The organism is Oceanobacillus jordanicus (assembly GCF_022095695.1).
Classification (GTDB): domain Bacteria; phylum Bacillota; class Bacilli; order Bacillales; family Amphibacillaceae; genus Oceanobacillus_B; species Oceanobacillus_B jordanicus.
Map to the genome: position 1 here is coordinate 154,175 of NZ_JAIFZM010000008.1, position 19,072 is coordinate 173,246.

General features: G+C 36.2%; 15 protein-coding genes, 1 other RNA gene and 1 pseudogene. 6 read left to right on the forward strand and 11 right to left on the reverse strand.

Annotation, left to right across the window (positions count from 1 at the left end; genetic code table 11):
- Window positions 1–225 precede the first annotated feature (225 nt).
- Window positions 226–1,530: a TniQ family protein gene (locus tag K3T81_RS11235; protein WP_238020186.1), complete on the reverse strand. Its 1,305-nt coding sequence runs from the start codon at window positions 1,528–1,530 to the stop codon at window positions 226–228.
- A 347-nt stretch (window positions 1,531–1,877) separates the two neighbouring features.
- Between K3T81_RS11235 and K3T81_RS11240 the strand changes: the two genes are divergently transcribed.
- From K3T81_RS11240 to K3T81_RS11250, 3 genes are all read left to right on the forward strand, one after another.
- The gene (locus K3T81_RS11240; protein WP_238020187.1) at window positions 1,878–2,231 is read left to right on the forward strand and encodes an AbrB/MazE/SpoVT family DNA-binding domain-containing protein; all 354 of its coding nucleotides are present in this window, start codon (window positions 1,878–1,880) and stop codon (window positions 2,229–2,231) included.
- A 207-nt stretch (window positions 2,232–2,438) separates the two neighbouring features.
- Window positions 2,439–3,908 (forward strand): UDP-N-acetylmuramoyl-L-alanyl-D-glutamate--2,6-diaminopimelate ligase, encoded by a 1,470-nt coding sequence (locus K3T81_RS11245; protein ID WP_238020188.1) that lies wholly within the window; start codon window positions 2,439–2,441, stop codon window positions 3,906–3,908.
- Window positions 3,909–3,910: 2 nt separating this feature from the next.
- A complete protein-coding gene (locus K3T81_RS11250) occupies window positions 3,911–5,110 on the forward strand; it encodes a D-alanyl-D-alanine carboxypeptidase family protein (RefSeq protein WP_238020189.1) in 1,200 nt (399 codons plus the stop codon).
- Window positions 5,111–5,267: 157 nt separating this feature from the next.
- On the opposite strand, the pseudogene K3T81_RS19665 reads toward K3T81_RS11250, so the two are convergent.
- From K3T81_RS19665 to K3T81_RS11260, 3 genes and pseudogenes are all read right to left on the reverse strand, one after another.
- A pseudogene (locus K3T81_RS19665) lies at window positions 5,268–5,423 on the reverse strand (stage II sporulation protein P); the annotation flags it as partial.
- Window positions 5,424–5,632: 209 nt separating this feature from the next.
- A complete protein-coding gene (locus K3T81_RS11255) occupies window positions 5,633–6,262 on the reverse strand; it encodes an NAD(P)/FAD-dependent oxidoreductase (protein ID WP_238020190.1) in 630 nt (209 codons plus the stop codon).
- 193 nt (window positions 6,263–6,455) lie between these two features.
- The gene (locus K3T81_RS11260; RefSeq protein ID WP_238020191.1) at window positions 6,456–8,603 is read right to left on the reverse strand and encodes a heavy metal translocating P-type ATPase; all 2,148 of its coding nucleotides are present in this window, start codon (window positions 8,601–8,603) and stop codon (window positions 6,456–6,458) included.
- 241 nt (window positions 8,604–8,844) lie between these two features.
- Between K3T81_RS11260 and K3T81_RS11265 the strand changes: the two genes are divergently transcribed.
- Window positions 8,845–9,171, forward strand: a complete 327-nt coding sequence (locus tag K3T81_RS11265; RefSeq protein WP_238020192.1) for a four-helix bundle copper-binding protein — start codon at window positions 8,845–8,847, stop codon at window positions 9,169–9,171.
- 76 nt (window positions 9,172–9,247) lie between these two features.
- Here the strand turns inward: K3T81_RS11265 and K3T81_RS11270 are convergent, their stop codons facing one another.
- The 3 genes from K3T81_RS11270 to K3T81_RS11280 form a co-directional block, all read right to left on the reverse strand.
- On the reverse strand, window positions 9,248–9,919 hold the full coding sequence (locus tag K3T81_RS11270) for a response regulator transcription factor (RefSeq protein WP_238020193.1): 672 nt from the start codon (window positions 9,917–9,919) through the stop codon (window positions 9,248–9,250).
- Window positions 9,912–11,300, reverse strand: coding sequence for a sensor histidine kinase (locus K3T81_RS11275; protein WP_238020194.1), 1,389 nt, complete (start codon window positions 11,298–11,300; stop codon window positions 9,912–9,914). The genes K3T81_RS11270 and K3T81_RS11275 overlap by 8 nt, the downstream gene beginning before the upstream one ends.
- Before the next feature lie 391 nt (window positions 11,301–11,691).
- Window positions 11,692–12,600 (reverse strand): F510_1955 family glycosylhydrolase, encoded by a 909-nt coding sequence (locus tag K3T81_RS11280; RefSeq protein WP_238020195.1) that lies wholly within the window; start codon window positions 12,598–12,600, stop codon window positions 11,692–11,694.
- Window positions 12,601–13,122: 522 nt separating this feature from the next.
- On the opposite strand from K3T81_RS11280, the gene K3T81_RS11285 reads away from it, so the two are divergent.
- Together K3T81_RS11285 and K3T81_RS11290 are read left to right on the forward strand one after the other, a co-directional pair.
- Window positions 13,123–13,743 carry a YdhK family protein gene (locus K3T81_RS11285; protein WP_238020196.1) on the forward strand — a complete coding sequence of 207 codons (621 nt, stop codon included), beginning with the start codon at window positions 13,123–13,125 and terminating at the stop codon, window positions 13,741–13,743.
- A 161-nt stretch (window positions 13,744–13,904) separates the two neighbouring features.
- Entirely contained in the window at window positions 13,905–14,255 is a 351-nt protein-coding gene (locus K3T81_RS11290; protein ID WP_238020197.1) for a hypothetical protein, read from the forward strand.
- A gap of 260 nt (window positions 14,256–14,515) precedes the next feature.
- Here K3T81_RS11290 and ssrA read toward each other — a convergent pair.
- The 4 genes from ssrA to rnr all read right to left on the reverse strand — a co-directional run bounded on the left by ssrA (window position 14,516) and on the right by rnr (window position 19,053).
- Window positions 14,516–14,880: a transfer-messenger RNA gene (ssrA, locus tag K3T81_RS11295) on the reverse strand.
- Window positions 14,881–14,994: 114 nt separating this feature from the next.
- Window positions 14,995–15,459 carry an SsrA-binding protein SmpB gene (gene smpB, locus K3T81_RS11300; protein WP_036574966.1) on the reverse strand — a complete coding sequence of 155 codons (465 nt, stop codon included), beginning with the start codon at window positions 15,457–15,459 and terminating at the stop codon, window positions 14,995–14,997.
- A 72-nt stretch (window positions 15,460–15,531) separates the two neighbouring features.
- Complete coding sequence (gene zupT, locus K3T81_RS11305; RefSeq protein ID WP_106897307.1) at window positions 15,532–16,341, reverse strand: zinc transporter ZupT; 810 nt, start codon at window positions 16,339–16,341, stop codon at window positions 15,532–15,534.
- Window positions 16,342–16,881: 540 nt separating this feature from the next.
- Complete coding sequence (gene rnr / locus K3T81_RS11310; protein WP_238020198.1) at window positions 16,882–19,053, reverse strand: ribonuclease R; 2,172 nt, start codon at window positions 19,051–19,053, stop codon at window positions 16,882–16,884.
- Between the last annotated feature and the right edge of the window lie 19 nt (window positions 19,054–19,072).

Here is a 19,072-nt window from a genome sequence, read left to right on the forward strand (position 1 = left end):
CTTATTGATATAGTCCTGCGTATCTTTTGATATTTTATTATTTTCACACCAGCTGAGAAATTCTAACTCATCTAAGATTATAATCGCCTCCGAAAATTCAAATATTATGGTAAAGTCGGTTACTACATATTTTGTTTATTCGGAAAATGTAAAAAACTCTCCATTTATATTTTTCGACATTTCATTAAATTTCCCTTTAGTTTTGAGAAAAATGATGAAATATGCCTATTTAATAGTACTTTTCCATTTTAAAGCTACTTTTCTTTCCCTAATTAAATATCGCCCACCGAGTAAAGATTCAACTTTTCTTCTACTCGGATACGTATCACTATTAACTAATTTCTCTATTGCCATCTTCATTTCGATCTCTACATTTTCTTCTCTTTTAATTTTTTTCCTTTTTAAATACTTAGCATATATATCTACAATTATTTTACTTTCTGTTGGGTACTTAATATATAGCAAGCGTCTGTCACACCCAATTGATGAGGCTATGCTTCTAAGAGATTTCGGAGAAGTGATTGATTCCTGTTGAATATACTTATTAATATAACTCTTTATATAAACATGATCATATTTTTGTCTTACATCAATTTTTGTCGCCGGTGACGCTGCATCAAGGATAATATTAAGTTTCAATACAGGAACTTTGTTAAAGAAATTAACTACTGAAATATCTAGTCTTAAACATATTGATACTAATGAATTAAGGGGAGGAATGTTATGCCCTTTGTACCAATACCTAAATGTGGAATTAGCTACTTTAAAGTATTCTGCTGCTTTTTTTATGTTTCCTCCAAAAAGTTGCTCCACATAAAATTTTAAGCTTTCAGAAATTTGCTCTCTTCGATACATAGTATTTGAATTAGGAATCATCATTTGCAGAATTAGGATCGTCTTTTTAATATCCTCAGAATTATCATCTATCCTTGGAGTCCGCCCTTTTCCTCCGAGCCATCTTTCACAGGTGGAACAGCTACCTGGCTTTCCATTTCTTGAAAGTACTGACATCCTTTTAGAACAAAATGGACAATGTGTAGATAATTTAATTCTATGTATTGTACAAATGCTTACTATTTTTAGTGTCCACACTAATTGTTCGTAAATAGGCTCTTCATTATCTAAAGCAACTTGAAGGCACTCTGGACACCACGCTTTTTCAGTCCTCATCAACCCACGCGAAGGTAACACATGAGACCAGGAAATCATTGTCATGCCTTGTAAATCATTTCTCGTTGTTAATGATGATATAACCTCAATAAAATCTGTTGCTAAGGTTCCAATTCCATTTATTCCATTTGATGAATCATAAAAACCATTACCACCCTTTTTTGAGATATTCAGTAAATATTTCTTATCTAATAAGGGGGTAATGAGTTTTGCAAATAAGGTTCCATATTTAACATTGTGAGCATTTGCTAGTCTTAATACATAACTTGAGAGAGATTCTTTAAATTGAGTATTTATTCCTATGGGTTCTATATTATAGAGGACACTTCTTGATTCGTCTTGTGGAGAAATTGGATCCAACTTATTCACCCCAATTTATTTGAGGTTAGTTTCTTTCTCTAATTACTTTTTATGCAAAAGATATAAAAATTACATAGAAACTTATTTGTTTTTAGATATTTAAGTAACTCCCTAACTGTAGCCAGAATTTACATTTTAATCTAATTATTCACTGCAATTAATAAAATAGTAAAGCGGAATTTTCGTATTAAGACGGCCTCTTCTACTTTACTAACAGCACGGACGAGAACCTAGAAAACATCTACTTTATTAAGCCATAAGGTGACTTATTCTAAAATAATAGCCTCTGCAAGGTTTCTTAACATTTTAACCTTATAATAGAAAATAATTTTAACAGAGGTGATTGAATGAAGTGTGAAACCATAACCTTACCAAATAAGCGGGATCAACTTACAAATACAGGCATCATTTGTAAGTTAAATAAGAGGATGACAATCACCATACCGAAAAAAATCAGAAAAAGATTATCTTTAATGGCAGGAGATGAAGTTGCTATCTCCATGATTGCCAAATCAAATGAGTTAATAATTCGAAAAGTCATTGAAGATACATTGGATAATAAGATGATTATAAACGAAAAAGGCGCAATTCGAATCCCTATAGAATTAAGAAGGTTCCTCTCCTTGGAAAATGGGGATTTGTTTCTCCTTAATTTAAAAGACCACGGTCCTTTTATCTCACTTAAAAAGCTCAGCAAATAATAATATTCTATCTAATAAGGACTGTCTTTTATTTGTAATTATTATTTATATATCCTAACTATTCACCGGATTTAGGTGTGTTATTACCAAATCCAAAACTAGAATATTAAGCTAGTATTACAAGTACTGCGTCTGCACATTTTCTCCATACTTTCTATTTACAATTAGGCAGGTATTAACATTTGCAAAAGAGGAGTCATACCACCTATGAAGTTAAAGAAACTTATGGAAGAAATTAAAACGGTGAGTGAAATGAATTCTGAGACAGCGAACCTCATTGTTACTGGTATAGCAGATAGTTCAGATAGCGTGTCACAAGGCCATATTTTTGTTGCAATTAACGGGTTCAATCAAGATGGTCATCAATTTATTCAGGAAGCTATTGAAAAAGGTGCATGTTTAATAATAGGTGAATCAGAGATTACCGGTTTAACTGTACCTTACTTACAAGTTGATAGTAGTAGAAAAGCTTTGGGAATCCTTGCAAATAAATTTTATGGCACTCCTTCAAACCATAAGCTAATGATAGGGATTACAGGAACGAATGGCAAGACCACGACAAGCTATATCTTGAAACATATCTTAGAGAATAATGGAAAATCGTGTTCTTTAATTGGAACAATACAAAATGTCATCAATGGCCAAGTTAAGAAGAGCACTAACACTACCCCAAGTTCATTAGATTTACATGGATTAATATCGGAAAGTAAGGATGAGGTAGTCATAGTGGAAGTTTCCTCACACGGGTTATCTCAATATAGGGTACAGGGCATAACATTTGATCTTTGCTTGTTTACGAACCTTGAACATGAACACTTGGATTACCATCCTACAATAGAAGATTATTTTCAAACAAAGATGCTATTGTTTGACCATTTAAAAGAAGGTGGACAAGCCATTGTTAACACTGATAATCATTGGGGGAAAAGACTCGTTAAAATCTTACAAGGCAGAGGAATTAACGTAAATTCGATTGGCCAATCTTCTAATAATAAATTTAAGATACTTGATTTTAATTTTAAAAACTCTAATCTTTCTGTTGAAGATGGAGATGAAGCAAACCTTATTTTTTCTCCTATGTATGGAATTCATAATATGTATAATACTTTGATGGCTTATGTTAGTGCTAGACTGGTGGGTCTTGGTGAAGATTCTATTATTGAATGCATTTCAAATTTCCGAGGTGTAGAGGGCCGATTTGAGAAAACTAAACTGTCTAATGGCGCTATCATCGTAGTCGACTATGCCCATACATCAGAATCAATATTACACTGCTTAACAACTGCAAAACAGTACGGTGCGAAGAGAGTAATCCATATATTCGGTTTTAGGGGAAATAGGGACCAAAGTAAAAGACAAGAAATGTTGACAGTAACCTCCGGCACAAGCGATCAATATATTTTGACCATGGATGATTTAAATTCTGTTCCTCAAAATGAAATGATAGAAACACTGAAAAGCCTAAACAACCTCTATGGAAATGAAAAAGGTCTCATCATTCCTGATCGAACCCTGGCTATAAAGTGGGCTATAGAACACAGTAATCCAGAAGATTGGATTATTATCACAGGAAAAGGACACGAAACATACCAGCAAAATTACCGTTTGCAAACTAATTCTGATAAAGAAACCGTTTTGTATTTTAGTAATAAGAAAAAACATTCCCGGAGTAATTAAATATGAGGAAAATTATATTATTTATTACCACGATTGTCGCCGTAAATTCTTTGTTTGGTTCAAAAGCCTTCGGAGAATCCCATCCTTCTCCGCCTTCTCTGGAAAGTGAGGCTGCTATTTTACTAGAAAGAAATTCAGGACAGGTTCTCTTTGATAAAAACGCCAATTCTCAAATGTATCCTGCAAGTGTGACAAAAATTGCTACAGCAATCTATGCGATTGAAACAGGCAACCTTGATGATATTGTAACTATTAGCAGTAATGCCAGAGCCAAAAATGTGGAAGGAACCACCGTCTATTTGGAAGAGGGAGAAAAAGTAACATTGAAGGAGCTGGTCCAAGGTTTATTAATCAATTCGGGTAATGATGCAGGTGTAGCAATTGCTGAGCATTTAAATGGTAGTGAAGAGCAGTTTTCTAAAGACATAAACACTTATCTAAAAAACGTTATTGGCGTTCAGGATACTAACTTTGAAAACCCACATGGTCTATTTAATTCAGAGCATCGTACAACCGCAGAAGATTTAGCAAGAATAACACGGTATGCCATGAAAAATGAAACCTTCAGGGAAATATTTGGAACAAAAGAATTAGAGTGGAATGGGCAAACGTGGGACACAACCATACTTAGCCACCACAAATTAGTTAAAGAGGAAATACCTTATAAAGGTGTAACAGGCGGGAAAAATGGCTATGTAACCCAATCCGGCTATACATTAGCGACAACAGCTGAGCGAGATGGTTTAAGCTTAATAGTAATCACCTTAAAAGGCAGCATGAAAAATGTTCCCTATGATGACACGATCAAGCTACTAGACTATGGATTTGAGAATTACAGAACATCCATTATTTCAAAGGGGACCAAATTTAAGGTAGAAGATCAAGAGTACACAACCTCTGAGAGAATAGCTTATACTCACCCAAAGAATGAACAACTGAGTAAAGATATAAAAGAGGATGGGACCATGGAAATCATTGCTCAAGATGGAAAAGTAGCAGCTGCTTATCAGCTAGAGGAAGTTTCAAATAAAACAATTAATGTTAAAATTAAGTTGGAAAACACTACTACTAATAAAGTAAGATACGGTAGCATTTTTGATGAGCAGGATCCATATCTAGCATATTTTTCTATCGCCTTTCTCCTAAGCATGATTGGTATATTCTATCGTCAAAATATATACTGCTTGAGGAAGATAAAGTAAGAATACAATTTCAATAATTTAATGGTGAATTGTTTTCATTTTTCTTTCCTTATAGAACAAAGATTGGCATTTATATTATGGGCCAGAATGAAACTTGATGATCAGAGAGATTCCGTAAAAAAATAACATCCTATGAATTTCCCTAGTAATATCCTAGTTAATAAGCATTTACTTCTATGAGCCCATCGTAAAGTTCGTTAAAAACCTCTGAAAATTGATTAATAGTGTTACTTAATTCATTTTCATCGTTATCTATACCACCTACTTCAACTAAGATTGGCTTATTGGAAAAATCCTGATTGTATACGCCACTACCTACGGTGGTCGATTTTAAGTAAACGCCTTAACTTAACCCAGTGTACCTTTCTTCAATTCTAACACCTGTTTAATCAATGAAAATTGAAGAAAAGACACCTGCTAGCTATGGAGATATGCATATACAGCAGGTGTTGTCTTCAAAACTTTGCATTTTCCTTTGGTAGTTGTGAAAAGATAATAGAAATAGATTCTGATACATTTCATTTAAGTAATATGGAGTTCCTGTTTTATATTTTCGATTCCAAACCGATCCACAAACCTATAAAATTTCTCCCTCTTTTTACCATTTTCTCTATATAAATCTAATACCCGTTCCACAAGCTCATATAATTCTTCAGGCTGGAGATTCGACTTGACTAATTTTCCGATTCTTGCATCTCTTCCAATTGATTTACCGCCAATGTATAGTTCAAACGTATTTTTATCTTTCATGACACCTATATCATTGATTAATGGTTCGCCACAACCTATCGAACAGCCTGTATATGCAGGTTTTAATGTAAAGGGTACTACCTGACCTGCAATACGACGATTTAATTCCTTAGCGACAGGCATCCCCTCTTCTTCTTCACCTTTGCAAAAGTTACAGGTTCTTAAATTCTTTACATACTTCCCCACCTTATAATATTGCAATCCGACTTTATCGAATGTTTTTTTAGCTTCTTCCCATTCAACTTCTGGAATTTGAACGATGAGTTGTTGAAAAGTGGTCAATTCTATATCCGTATCTTCGTCCAGATACGTACCTAATACTGCTAGTTGCTTCGGTTTAAGTTTTGCACCAAAACCTATACCATCATTTACAGCTATTGGTATATACTTCTTTGACTTCATAGCTATTCTTCCCCCCTTCTTAAACTATATAAGTATTGTTAAACTAAATATATAGCATACCCCTGTATAGTATATGATATTTTTATTCAATCTGAACACTTTTAATTAGGTTAGTAGGGATTGACGTCAACATGGGAAGTTCAGTAAAAAGACTAAGCAGGAATTCTGCTTAGTCAATGAAAATCATTTTAGTTTAATCAATCTTCAACAATTGTGCATTAATTGCAACAATAATCGTACTCAATGACATCAGGATAGCTCCAATAGCTGGTGTTATCAGGATGCCTGCAAAATATAACACGCCCGCAGCCAAAGGAATTGCTATAATGTTATAACCCGCAGCCCATGCCAGATTCTGAACCATTTTCCTGTAACTTGCCTTCGATAATTTGAAAATATTCAAGATATCTACCGGGTTACTATTTACCAGTACAACATCTGCCGTCTCTATTGCAACGTCTGTACCTGCACCAATTGCAATACCTAAATCTGCCTCAGCCAAGGCGGGGGCATCATTGATTCCATCACCAATCATACCAACCTTCCTACCACCTTCTTTAAGTTTTTTTACATTATCTGATTTTTCATGTGGTAAAACTTCCGCTATCACTTTTGACATTCCAAGTTTGTCACCTACATAATTTGCAACGCGGCTATTGTCCCCAGTCATCATCACGGTTTCAATTCCACGATTATTTAATTCCTCAATTACTTTATAAGAAGATTCGCGAATGATATCCGCCAACGCAATCATTCCTTGGAAGTCATTATCCTTTAATACAAAAACAACCGTCTTCCCTTGCTGGGCCAATTTCTCATATGTTTTAACATCGAACGATATATTATTAGCTTGCATGGCACCAGGACTGATAATTGCGATTTCTGTTCCGTTCACTTTTGCTTTTAATCCTTTACCGGTTAAGTTTCTATAATCCATTACCTTATAAAGTTCTAGTCCTCGTTCTTTTCCTTCTTTAACAATTCCTCTCGCAATTGGGTGATCAGACTGTGTCTCTACCGAATAAGCCAGTTTCAATAAATCTTCTTCAGTAACATCATTACTTGGATGAATGTCTGTTACACCAAAGTTCCCTTCTGTCAGGGTTCCCGTTTTATCAAACACCACACGGTCTAGTTTCCAGGCTCCTTCAAATGGCGTACGGTTACGAATTAATAATCCCTTTTTGGCAGCAATGCCAGTAGATCTAGAAGTAACCAGTGGTGTTGCCAAACCAAGTGCATGCGGACAAGCGATAATCAAAACGGTAACCATTCTTTCTAATGCAAATTCAAAATCACTTGTTGTGATCCAGTAAGCTATAGTTATGATTCCTGAAGTAACTGCAACATAAAATAACCATCTAGCTGCAATATCTGCAAATCCCTGTGCTTTCGACTTCGTTTTTTCTGCATCGCTTACCAACTTGATAACTTGAGATAAATAGGTATCATTACCAGTTTTGTTAACCTTAATTTTTAATACGCCTTCCCCATTGACAGCTCCGCCAATTGCTTCCATTCCAGGAGCCTTTTCTACTGGAACAGATTCTCCAGTCAACATGGATTCATCGACCGTTGATTCCCCTTCAAAGATTTCACCATCAAGTGGTATCTTTTCCCCTGATTTCACTAGGATATGGTCTCCAGGCTGCAATTCTTCTACAGATACCTCTACAATATTTCCAGATGCATTAATCTTATGTGCTTCTTTTGGCATCAGTTTAATTAACTCTGCGAGCGCTTTTGAAGCCCCCATTAACGATCTCATCTCTAACCAGTGACCCACTAGCATAATGACAATCAACGTGGCAAGTTCAAAGAAAAAGTCACTACCTTCTATAAAAAAGGCTGTTAAGGAACTATAAACATAAGCAGTAACAATTGCTAGCGAAATTAACAGCATCATCCCTGGTGCTTTAGCTTTCAATTCATCCAAGGCACCAAGTAAAAACGGTTTTCCTCCATAGAAAAAGACAATAGTTGAAAGTAAGAATAACAACAGTGTATTACCTGTAAAATTTACTTCATATCCTAAAAGCATTTGAATCATTGGTGACAAGTAAGTTATGGGTAAAGACAAAACCAAGGAAATCCAAAAACGTTTTTTAAAATCTCCTACCATGTGCTCATGATGACCGGAATGCCCTTCTTCATGTCCACTGTGGTCATGGGATGAGTGGCTAGAGTGTTCATGACCTTCATATTCATTATGATGACCTTGTCTATTATGCTCCGATCCTCCCTGGCTACTATCATTGGTTTTATGACTAGGATTTTCGTGCCCACTGTGTTCACTATGACTGTGCTTATTCTTCTGTTTGTTATCATGATGCGTCGCCATTGCTATCAATCCTTTCAATATATACTCTTTTTAAGACACTCTTATAAGTTGTGCAAAAAAGGTTCGTGTTATTACAATCATATAATACGGTACCCCTGTACGGTATTATATAAACTAAGGATATTGTTAAGAAACTGTGCATTTTTTATGGAGATATTTGAAATTAGTTTGTTTTAGTAACTAGTGGGAAACGTATACTATGTAAGATAAAAAATTTAATTAATTCAGGAGGTTTTACAAAATGTCACACGAACAACATAAGGAACTAATCCAGTCGTTACATGAATGTGCCGTAGCTTGTAATCATTGTTATGATGCATGTCTGAAAGAGGAAGATATCAAAATGATGGCCGAGTGCATCCGGTTAGACAGAGAGTGTGCAGATATTTGCAGTTACTTAGAACATGCACTCTCAAGAAACACACCATTTGTTTCCGAATTAGCATCAGTTTGTGCTAAAATTTGTGAGGCATGTGGAAATGAATGTAAAAAGCATGACCATGAACATTGTCAGAAATGTGCGGAAGCATGTTTTAAGTGTGCAGAAGCATGCAAAAATGTTGCTTAAGATCTTCCATTAGTAGAAATTGCTCAAGCAGAGGTAGGCTACCTGCTTGAGCAATTTTTTATCATAATATGTTAGCTCACCTATTAATCCACTTATATCCGATTCCCCAAACAGTTTTAAAATACTCATCGATGGGAAAACCAACTTGGCGAATTTTTTCCCGTACATTTCTGACATGTGAGTCTACTGTACGTCCTTCAGTTTCTGAATTGAATCCCCATACTAAATCAATTAACTGCTCCCTGGAAAAGACACGTTCGGGATTTTTCATTAAAACTCCAATCATGGAAAATTCTTTGGGTGTTAATTTAATCGTTTCATTTTTATAAGAGAGCTCAAATCGATCATCATTCCATAACAAACCATTTACTTCAATCTGAGTAGCTGGTTTTATTCTTCGCAACAGTGCATCCATTCTCGCTACCAATTCCTCCTCATTAAAAGGTTTCGTAATATAATCATCTGCACCCAGTCTCAGCCCCTTCACGATATCTTCCTTCTGTTCCCGTGCAGTGACCATAATAATTGGCACTTCTGAAAAACGCCTTATTTCCTTACAAAGCTCCCACCCGTTCATTTTCGGCATCATAATATCAAGCAGAATGACGTCAAACTTCTCTACTTTTATATAGTAAAGAGCCTCTTTAGCCCCCAGTGCTTTTTGACACTGATAATGATGTGGCTTCAGGTACAATGCCAATAAATCCAACATCCGTTTTTCATCATCGATTAATAACACTTTATTCATTACTATCACCTCTTAACAACTTTATGATAAAACTAGTCCCTTCGCCCAGTTTACTTCTAACCTCAATCGTACCACCATGGAACTCCACGATTTCTTTTGCAATAGTTAATCCCAGACCAGTTCCACCACTCAATCTTGATCTTGATTTTTCCACACGGTATAAACGTTCGAATATATAAGGCAGGTCTTCTTCGGGAATCCCTTCCCCTACATCTGAAATTATCGTTATAATTTCATGTTTATTTTGAGATACTTCTAATGAAATTTGCTTCCCTCGAGAGGTATGTTTTTTTGCATTATCCAGTATATTCAATAGCACTTGTTGAATTCTTTCAGGGTCAACATAAGCAATAATATGGCTAGGACAACGAACGGAAAATGTGATGTTCTTTTCTTCAAATACAGGGCGGATACGTTCCGTAATCGTACGAATGAGTTTTCCAAACACGACATCCTCTTTATTTATAGTAAACTTATTCTGATCCATTTTTGCCAGGTCAAATAAGTTTTTGATTAGTACCGCTAATTGTTCAGTTTCTTCTCGAATGATTTCAATATAATCATTTCTCTCGTTATTTGATATGCCACCTCGGCTTATTATATCTGCGTATCCTTTCAGATAGGTTAACGGAGTTCGGAGTTCGTGCGAGATACTGGCCAGAAATTCATTTCTCTCTTTTTTTAATCGTTCTAAGTCATCCGATAACTTCGTAATTGAAGCTGCCAATTCCCCCAGTTCATCTCTACGATCAGTATGTAGCTCCACCTTATGTCTACCTTTACTTAGTTGTTCCGTTGCTTTCTTCATTTTAACCAATGGTTTTGTAATAAGTCTGGAAAGGATAAAAACTGTAATAATTGTTAGAATAATTGTAACAAATCCTATAAATACAAATTGGTCACTTAAATGATCGACAATTCTTTTGATATTATTGGTATCAGCGAACATAAATACGTGCCCCTGATGTTCCTCATTTATTGTAATGGGACTATCTGTAGCTATATATTTTTTATCTGGCCAACGTTCTTCCAGTACTTTACCCTCATTAGGCATTTGATTATAATCCGTGTGTTCTATAACATCCATCATTTCCTCTTCAATTGGATCGGAAGTGATGATGACGTTCCCTGTGGCGTCTGTAATCATGACAGTAAAATCTGATTCGGACTCCATTATAGCAACGTGTTCTAATGTTGATTGGTTATAATTTTCCTCCAATATCGCACTATGTGTATTACCACGGGCCAATAGGTTATTCATCACTTCCTCAATCCGCTCGTTTGCCAAGTTCGTATACAGAACAAAATACAGGAAGGCCTCAATAATCAAAATAAATACAAAAAACAGAAGACCAATTTTCAATGATAGTTTATTTAACATAGATGACCCCTTTATTATCACTAGGTTAGTTTATCGATTATAAGAAGTATAGCACTAACGATTATTTAGCTTATTGCACCTGTTTTCCTGCTTTTCATTAAAATTGCTCCACTTGCTCCAAAACACCAAGTTAAAAAATTGACTACCAGCAACGGAAGTGATGTTCCTAAGCCAAATACAGGCATCAATGTCAGGTATAAATGGTGGGTGCATCTACATTACTGGTAAGTTGGCAGGGTAGGAACGACTCCAATCACTCGTAAGAAGAACGCAAACAAAAAGGGAAGACGTTCAAAGCTATATGCAATTTGTTGAAGTTTCCCACTTAGTTTACTACTGATTTGATTAACAAGATCAAACATATTTTGTTCAACGAACTATCTATCATATCTTATTTAGCTTGGCCATTATCTAGAATTTGCACCCATGATTCAGAACCATCTTCTGTTAAATAAGCGTTCCCTTTTGTGGTATAAATTGACAATTGATTTTCATCGTTTGGATTTTGTGCAATATAGACCGGTCCATCCTCTGTTAATTCTGGCAAATTTATTGTTTCTTCTTCTCCCATTTCAACATTATATTTTATAAGTTTTGGACTTGTACTATAGCTTGCATAATATAAATTTTCATTATTAAAAAACACAGCTGTTCCAACATCGTTTCCATCGGTTAAAATTTGGAAACTGTCCCCTCCGTCTATAGATAGATAGATTCCATTTGAACTGGCAGCTGCAATAAAACTTGAATTGGATGGATGAATCGCTAATGATAGAATTTCACCTGAAAAACCATTTGCGCTTACATTTTCCCAGGTCTCCCCCTCGTCAGAACTCCTATAAAAGCCCTGTTCTAATTCAGAGTTTTTAGCAGGGTTCATCAAAAAAATGTCATGACTCTTATATCCTACTGCCATGGCATGAAAGTCGGTTTCACCCTCAAATTTAAGGTGCTCTAGGGTCCTGCCCCCATCGAAACTGCGCTGAATACCGATTGGGTTTGGCAAATCAGAATCCTCTTCCGGATGTCCTGATGTATAAAAGCCTTCGTCTACTGCATTAAAGCCCATATAGTCATTAAAATTTTTAGCAGTTTCATACCATTTACCATTGTGGAATATTTTCAGTCCAGTATGAGTAGCAAAATACAATCCTTTATCTTTTCCAGCGTAGCCGATGCCATGAACATGATCTATACTTCCTTCAAAGTCGACTTCAAAACCTTCCTCTTGATTACTACTACAGCCTGCTATAAGTACAACTGTGATAATTATTACAATAATTATTGTCTTTTTCATCATTTTTAATCTGCCCCCCCAAATCAGCAACTAATAAAATTTCCAAAATGAATGTTAACTTTTCTATAGTTTAATAAAAAAGCATCTATGTTTTTTGCAGATATTCTTTACCGGTATAAACTCATTTTTTTAGAATTGATTTTAATCGTTCATATTCCTTCTCACCTATTTCCCCACGTACAAATCTTTCTTTTAAAACTTTTTTGACATTGCGCTGTCCATGATTAAAGTTTTTAACTAAGAAACAACCCAGAATAATTAAACCCAGCCAAACAATGATCATACAAATCAAAGGCCAGACTGAACTATAACCATACATAAAATGCATTTTGTCACCTTCTTTTTCACAGCTAACAATAAGTATATAGGAAATTAATCAAGAAAGTTTGCAGAAGTTCACTCATAAATTACTCTTTGCTAATTACTTCTTCAAATAATTCTTCTCTTTGTAATGAAATCTGCAATTAAACTGCATACTTTTAGGGTAGAGTACTGATGAAATAAAAAAAATGGAGGGTATTAAAAATGAAAAGAAATATAATTATAATTGGACTTGTTTCTATGATTACAGTATTTTTATTATCAGCTTGTACTGGTGAGACAGATGAAAACACGGATACAGAAACAGATTCCAACACACAAGAAGAAATGGATAAGGAAACAGAATCTGATTCAAATGAAGATATGGAAGGTATGGACCACTCAGGGATGAATATGTCTGGCAGTGGTGAAGTTCCTGAAGATTTAGAAGAAGCAACAAATCCTACTTATGAAGTTGGAAGTCAAGCAGTTATAGAATCGGACCATATGAAAGGTATGAAAGGTGCTGAAGCAACAATCGCTGGTGCATATGATACGACTGTCTACACCGTTTCATATACACCTACAAACGGGGGAGAAGAAGTGACTGATCACAAATGGGTCATACATGAAGAATTAGAAGGTACTGGTGAAGCTCCGTTAGAACCTGGTACGGAAGTAACCCTAAATGCAGATCATATGGAAGGAATGGATGGAGCTACAGCTGAAATTGATTCAGCTGAAGAAACAACAGTGTATATGGTTGATTTCGTCCCAACTAACGGGGGAGAAGAAGTGACAAACCATAAATGGGTAACAGAAAGTGAATTATCGGCCGTTGAGTAAAATAAGATATCCAATATTTTAAAGAGCTTATTCAAAATTGAATAAGCTCTTTAAGCTTTAAATATAGTTAATTAACTTCTAAAGGCCGTATTGTTTAGTAAGTTCTTTTTACTACTTTTCCTACATACAATATTCTTATATTTTATCAAAGGAGAATGTGGATGTTTCAGTACAAAGTAAAGTGCTTATTTCCAAAAGATATTAATCCAAGTAAAGACATATATCTAGGAGAAACTTCAGTGCAGATTGAAGGTTTTCATGGATACCCAAGTATCCATCTTGTAAAATCGTATATGTTAGCCGATGGCCACGATATTGAACATGATACAGGAAGCTACTATCATATTTTCCATTTCAAAGCTGGAACTACCGCTATAAACTATAATCAAAGAGAGTTCGACCAAGTTCGCAAATTTATTCAGTTAAATAATCATTGGAATATATTTTATCAAGACCATAAAGGCGATATTCCTATACCTATTCCAAAAGAAAATTTCTTGCGCTCTCTATGAGTTCAATTCCAAAATCCCTTATCAAGTCACTTCTTTGATAGGTTGATTTATAAACCCAGTTTCACAAAGTTCCTAAATTAATTTATCCAAGATTTTATCGCCAGCTAAGATATACAGCTAAAGACTCTACTCAGTAGTTCGCTCAAACTCTAAAAATTTTTTAAGCAAAAAGCTGTCACTTTTATTTTTAAGCATAAGAATGTCAATGTGACAATCTTATGCTTAAAATCACAACACAAAAAAACCACCAACATATGTATTGGTGGAGACGGAGGGAGTCGAACCCTCGTCCAGAGACATTGCCACTCAGGCTTCTACACGCTTAGTTGGTATATTATCATTCACTGTCACATCAGCCTACCAACAGGCTTTTGTGCAGCTAGTCTGATTGGTTTCAACGGTCATCCTCAGACGGTGGATGAACGTATAGCCCGTTTCAGTTGAGACCCTTCAATCTGCCACACGGGCGATAGCAGGAAGGATCGCTTAGCAGTGCTTACGCAGCTGCTAAAGCAGTGTTGTTGTTAAATTTGCCAGTTATATTTAGGCGAGTAACGTTTTACGAGCCGTAACCTCGACATGCGACCTGAGCTCAATCTATCCCTGTCGAATCCGTAACGTCCCCATAAAGGAAAACGCTCGGGTAAAATGAGCATTTATATAATTGTTTAAGTTCGTCATTACAATAAATAGTATACCATTTTTCGCGAAAAAGTCAAGAATTTCAGGAGTGTTAGACCTATCTCATATGATCCTTAATCGCCCGGTCAACATCACGTTTCATTTGTTTCCGCTTCAGGTCTTCCCGTTTATCATACTTCTTCTTCCCTCTTCCAAGACCTATCAATACTTTGGCAAAGCCATTTTTAATATATATCTTTAATGGTACGAGTGCGTAGCCTTGTTGCTGTGTTAAGCCGATCAATTTATCAATTTCCTTCCTGTGCAACAACAGCTTTCTTGTTCTCGTCGGATCATGGTTATACCGATTTCCCTGCTCATATTCTGCAATATGAAGATTAATTAGCTTTATTTCCCCACGATCGATTCTTGCATGGGAATCTTTAATATTAACTCTTCCGGCACGAAGTGATTTAATTTCGGTACCTTGTAGTACGATCCCTGCTTCATATGTGTCTTCAATAAAGTATTCATGCGATGCTTTTTTATTTGTTGCGATTGCGTTTCCATGTCCTTTGGGCATCCGAATTTCCTCCTACTGCTTACGTGAACCTTATTCTATCAAAAAAAGAGGCAGAATCCAATTAGAACCTATTTAAATAATAAGTAGCAAACTTAATGCCATGACCGCCATGCCACCAATCAGCCCGTAGATCGAGATATGTGCTTCATCGTATTTCTTTGCTGCAGGTAATAACTCATCTAGTGAAATAAACACCATTATCCCAGCAACCATTGCAAAGATAACCCCGAACATAATGTCATTTAAAAAAGGCATTAAAATTAAAAAGGCTACTACAGCACCAATCGGCTCAGCTAATCCAGATAAAAAGGATAGTTTAAAGGCTTTCTTTTTATCCCCTGTTGCATAATAAATAGGCACGGAGACCGCAATACCTTCTGGAATATTGTGAATAGCAATGGCGATTGCAATAGCAAGACCTAGTGCGGGATCCTGTATTGTGGATACAAAGGTAGCGATACCCTCTGGAAAATTATGAATCCCTATTGCCAAAGCTACGAAGGTTCCCGTCTTTAATAATTGTGGGTCTTGTATAACAGCTCCAGGTTTTTTCATATCTTCTATTTTCTTAAGTTCATGGGGGTTTGTTTGATTAGGAATCAAGCGATCTATAAACGTGATAAGTAGCATTCCAGCAAAAAAGGATCCAACAGTCAGCCAATTTCCTCCAACTTCTCCAAGCTCTCCAACAAGGGATTCTTTTGCCTTAACAAAAATATCAACTAAGGATACATAAATCATTACCCCTGCTGAAAACCCCAGTGCAAAGGACAAAAATTTAGTATTAGTTGTCTTCGTAAAAAACGCCAGTAAACTACCTATACCTGTTGCAAGGCCGGCAAACAGCGTGAATAGAAAGGCCAGCAGTACCTCTTCTGTCATGGTCGTATCTCCTTTGTTGTAAAATGTACTCCCCCCACAGTAAAGTAAGATGAATGAGTTTTGATGGGGTATTACATTTCCCACTGAAAAAAATTTTAATCCTGCGAAAGGAACATATTTTCAGCTTATTACATTTTTTCTTTTTGGAAGCTTGTTTTTTAAAAAAATCAGATTTTTATTCACTCAAACTGACAGTGAGACCTTCACTTTATGGAAGGCGAGTAGTAATGAAGCTTTTTATGTGAGTCTAGTTCCGAATCATTCAAGGGAAAACTCTACCAAATTAAAGTTCCCCTTATTTCATTCCAGCTATTTAGTAGTGTAAGGGAACAAATGATTTACGTCAACAATATAATTTACCTAAGGCAAAAAAGACCAGAAAAACTCACTTTCGCCCTTTTTTAGCGAATGTGTACGTTGTTCTTATACTTGGGACTTCAAAATTTCAACTACGTCGTCTTTGCTTCTTATCTAAAATTTTATACTTTCCTAACGTGCAAAAAAATATAGCACTGATCTCATTAATCAGTGCTACTTTTGTTATCTAGATCTTTTATTCTTTGTTTTCTTTCTTTTATTGTTATTTGGATTTTCAACTCGGGCTATTTCAAAATCAACCGCCCGTTCATCCGTATTTACACTAGCTACCTTTACTTTTACTTCGTCACCAATTCGGTAAACCTTCGCTGTTCTTTCTCCAATCATCGCATGTCTTCGTTCGTCGTAATGATAGTAGTCATCTGTTAAATAACTAACATGAACAAGTCCCTCAATGGTATTTTCAAGTTCAACGAATAATCCAAAGTTGGTAACGGAGCTGATAACCCCAGTGTATTCTTCGCCAATTTTGTCTTTCATGAACTCTGCCTTTTTCAGATCATCAGTCTCTCTTTCGGCATCGACTGCTGTACGTTCTCTTTCACTTGTATGTCTAGCAATCTCCGGCATGGCTTCTTTCCAATAATTCACCGTCTTCTGGTCCATTTGCTTATTGATTAAATAGGTCCTAATAAGCCGATGGACGATGAGATCCGGGTAACGCCGGATTGGTGAAGTGAAGTGTGTATAGAACTCTGTAGCCAGCCCAAAATGTCCAACGCTTTGGGGATCGTATTTTGCCTGCTTCATAGAACGAAGCATTAATTTAGATACAATCATTTCCTCTGGTTTATCTTGGACATCTTCAATTACTTTTTGTAAGGCTTGTGGGTGCACTTCATTGCTCGTACCTTTCACTGTATATCCGAGACTTGCTAGAAATTCAAAGAAATTTTGCAGTTTACCTTGGTCTGGCTCTTCATGAATCCGGTGAATAAATGGGACATCCATCCAATGAAAATGCTCTGCAATCGTTTCATTTGCTGCTAGCATAAACTCTTCGATTAAACGTTCTGCTACAGAGCGTTCTCTTAACACAACATCCTGAGGTACTCCTTTTTCATCCACCAATACTTTTGATTCTTTAAAGTCAAAGTCAATAGCCCCTCGGCCCATACGTTTTCGGTTGAGTACGGACGCAAGCTCACCCATTTGTTCAAAAAATGGCACGAGATCTTTATAGCGCTCCATTACTTCCTCATCTTTATCGACAAGTATTTTATTTACATCACTATACGTCATTCGTTCATTTGTTTTAATAACACTTTGGAAAATCTCATGATTGACAATATCTCCTGATGAGGTAATCTCCATCTCACAACCTAATGTTAATCTATCCACCTTGGGATTTAACGAACAAATACCATTTGATAGACGGTGCGGAATCATCGGAATAACCCGATCTACCAGGTAAACACTCGTCCCTCTGTCAAACGCCTCTTTGTCAATTGGGCTGTCTTTGTCAACATAGTAACTAACATCAGCAATATAGACACCAAGCTTGTAGTTTCCATTATCTAATTTTTTAACAGAAACAGCATCATCCAGATCCTTTGCATCAGCACCATCGATGGTGACGATCGTTTCGTCTCGTAAGTCACGGCGCCCTTGTAATTCTTCCTCTGCAATGGTCTCAGACGTATTTGCAGCCTGCTCTAGTACTTCTTCAGGGAAGTCAACTTTAATGCCATGCTTGTGAATAATGGAAATAATATCAATACCTGGGTCGTTTTTATGACCAAGTATATGAATGATTTCCCCTTCGGCACTTTTATGCTTTTCCGGATACTTTGTGATATGAGCAATCACTTTGTGTCCGCTCACAGCACCGTTTGTGGAACCTTTCGGAATGAAAATGTCATTGGGAATACGTTTGTCATCTGCAATTACAAACCCAAATGAACGATTATCCTCAAACGTTCCAACTACTTGAAGTGTGGCACGCTCCAATATGCGAATTACTGTTCCCTCTGGTCTTTGGCCATCCTGATCCTTCTTTTCAAGGCGGACAAGCACCTTATCATTGTTCATAGCAGATGCCAAGTCTGAATGATGGATATAGACATCAGTCTGATCCTCATCGTCTGGGATGAGGAAAGCGAATCCTTTTGCATGCATTTGGATCCGTCCTCGCACAAGATTCATCTTCTCCGGAAGACCAAATCTATTCTTTCTCGTGCGCACAAGCTCTCCATTCTCCTCAAGCTCATTTAGTGCTTTAACTAATTCCTTGAATTCAACTGCGTCTTCAACTTCCAACACGTCTTCCAATTCATCTACGGATAATGGCTTCGTACCGTTTTCTTTAAAATAATTTCGTAATCTCTCTTTCATTCGCTCACCTTCTTTCTTT

Coding starts and splice junctions, on each gene's coding strand:
- K3T81_RS11240 (WP_238020187.1), top strand. CDS start 1,878: ATGAAGTGTGAAACCATAACCTTACCAAATAAGCGGGATCAACTTACA.
- K3T81_RS11245 (WP_238020188.1), top strand. CDS start 2,439: ATGAAGTTAAAGAAACTTATGGAAGAAATTAAAACGGTGAGTGAAATG.
- K3T81_RS11250 (WP_238020189.1), top strand. CDS start 3,911: ATGAGGAAAATTATATTATTTATTACCACGATTGTCGCCGTAAATTCT.
- K3T81_RS11255 (WP_238020190.1), bottom strand. CDS start 6,262: ATGAAGTCAAAGAAGTATATACCAATAGCTGTAAATGATGGTATAGGT.
- K3T81_RS11260 (WP_238020191.1), bottom strand. CDS start 8,603: ATGGCGACGCATCATGATAACAAACAGAAGAATAAGCACAGTCATAGT.
- K3T81_RS11265 (WP_238020192.1), top strand. CDS start 8,845: ATGTCACACGAACAACATAAGGAACTAATCCAGTCGTTACATGAATGT.
- K3T81_RS11270 (WP_238020193.1), bottom strand. CDS start 9,919: ATGAATAAAGTGTTATTAATCGATGATGAAAAACGGATGTTGGATTTA.
- K3T81_RS11275 (WP_238020194.1), bottom strand. CDS start 11,300: ATGTTAAATAAACTATCATTGAAAATTGGTCTTCTGTTTTTTGTATTT.
- K3T81_RS11280 (WP_238020195.1), bottom strand. CDS start 12,600: ATGATGAAAAAGACAATAATTATTGTAATAATTATCACAGTTGTACTT.
- K3T81_RS11285 (WP_238020196.1), top strand. CDS start 13,123: ATGAAAAGAAATATAATTATAATTGGACTTGTTTCTATGATTACAGTA.
- K3T81_RS11290 (WP_238020197.1), top strand. CDS start 13,905: ATGTTTCAGTACAAAGTAAAGTGCTTATTTCCAAAAGATATTAATCCA.
- smpB (WP_036574966.1), bottom strand. CDS start 15,459: ATGCCCAAAGGACATGGAAACGCAATCGCAACAAATAAAAAAGCATCG.
- zupT (WP_106897307.1), bottom strand. CDS start 16,341: ATGACAGAAGAGGTACTGCTGGCCTTTCTATTCACGCTGTTTGCCGGC.
- rnr (WP_238020198.1), bottom strand. CDS start 19,053: ATGAAAGAGAGATTACGAAATTATTTTAAAGAAAACGGTACGAAGCCA.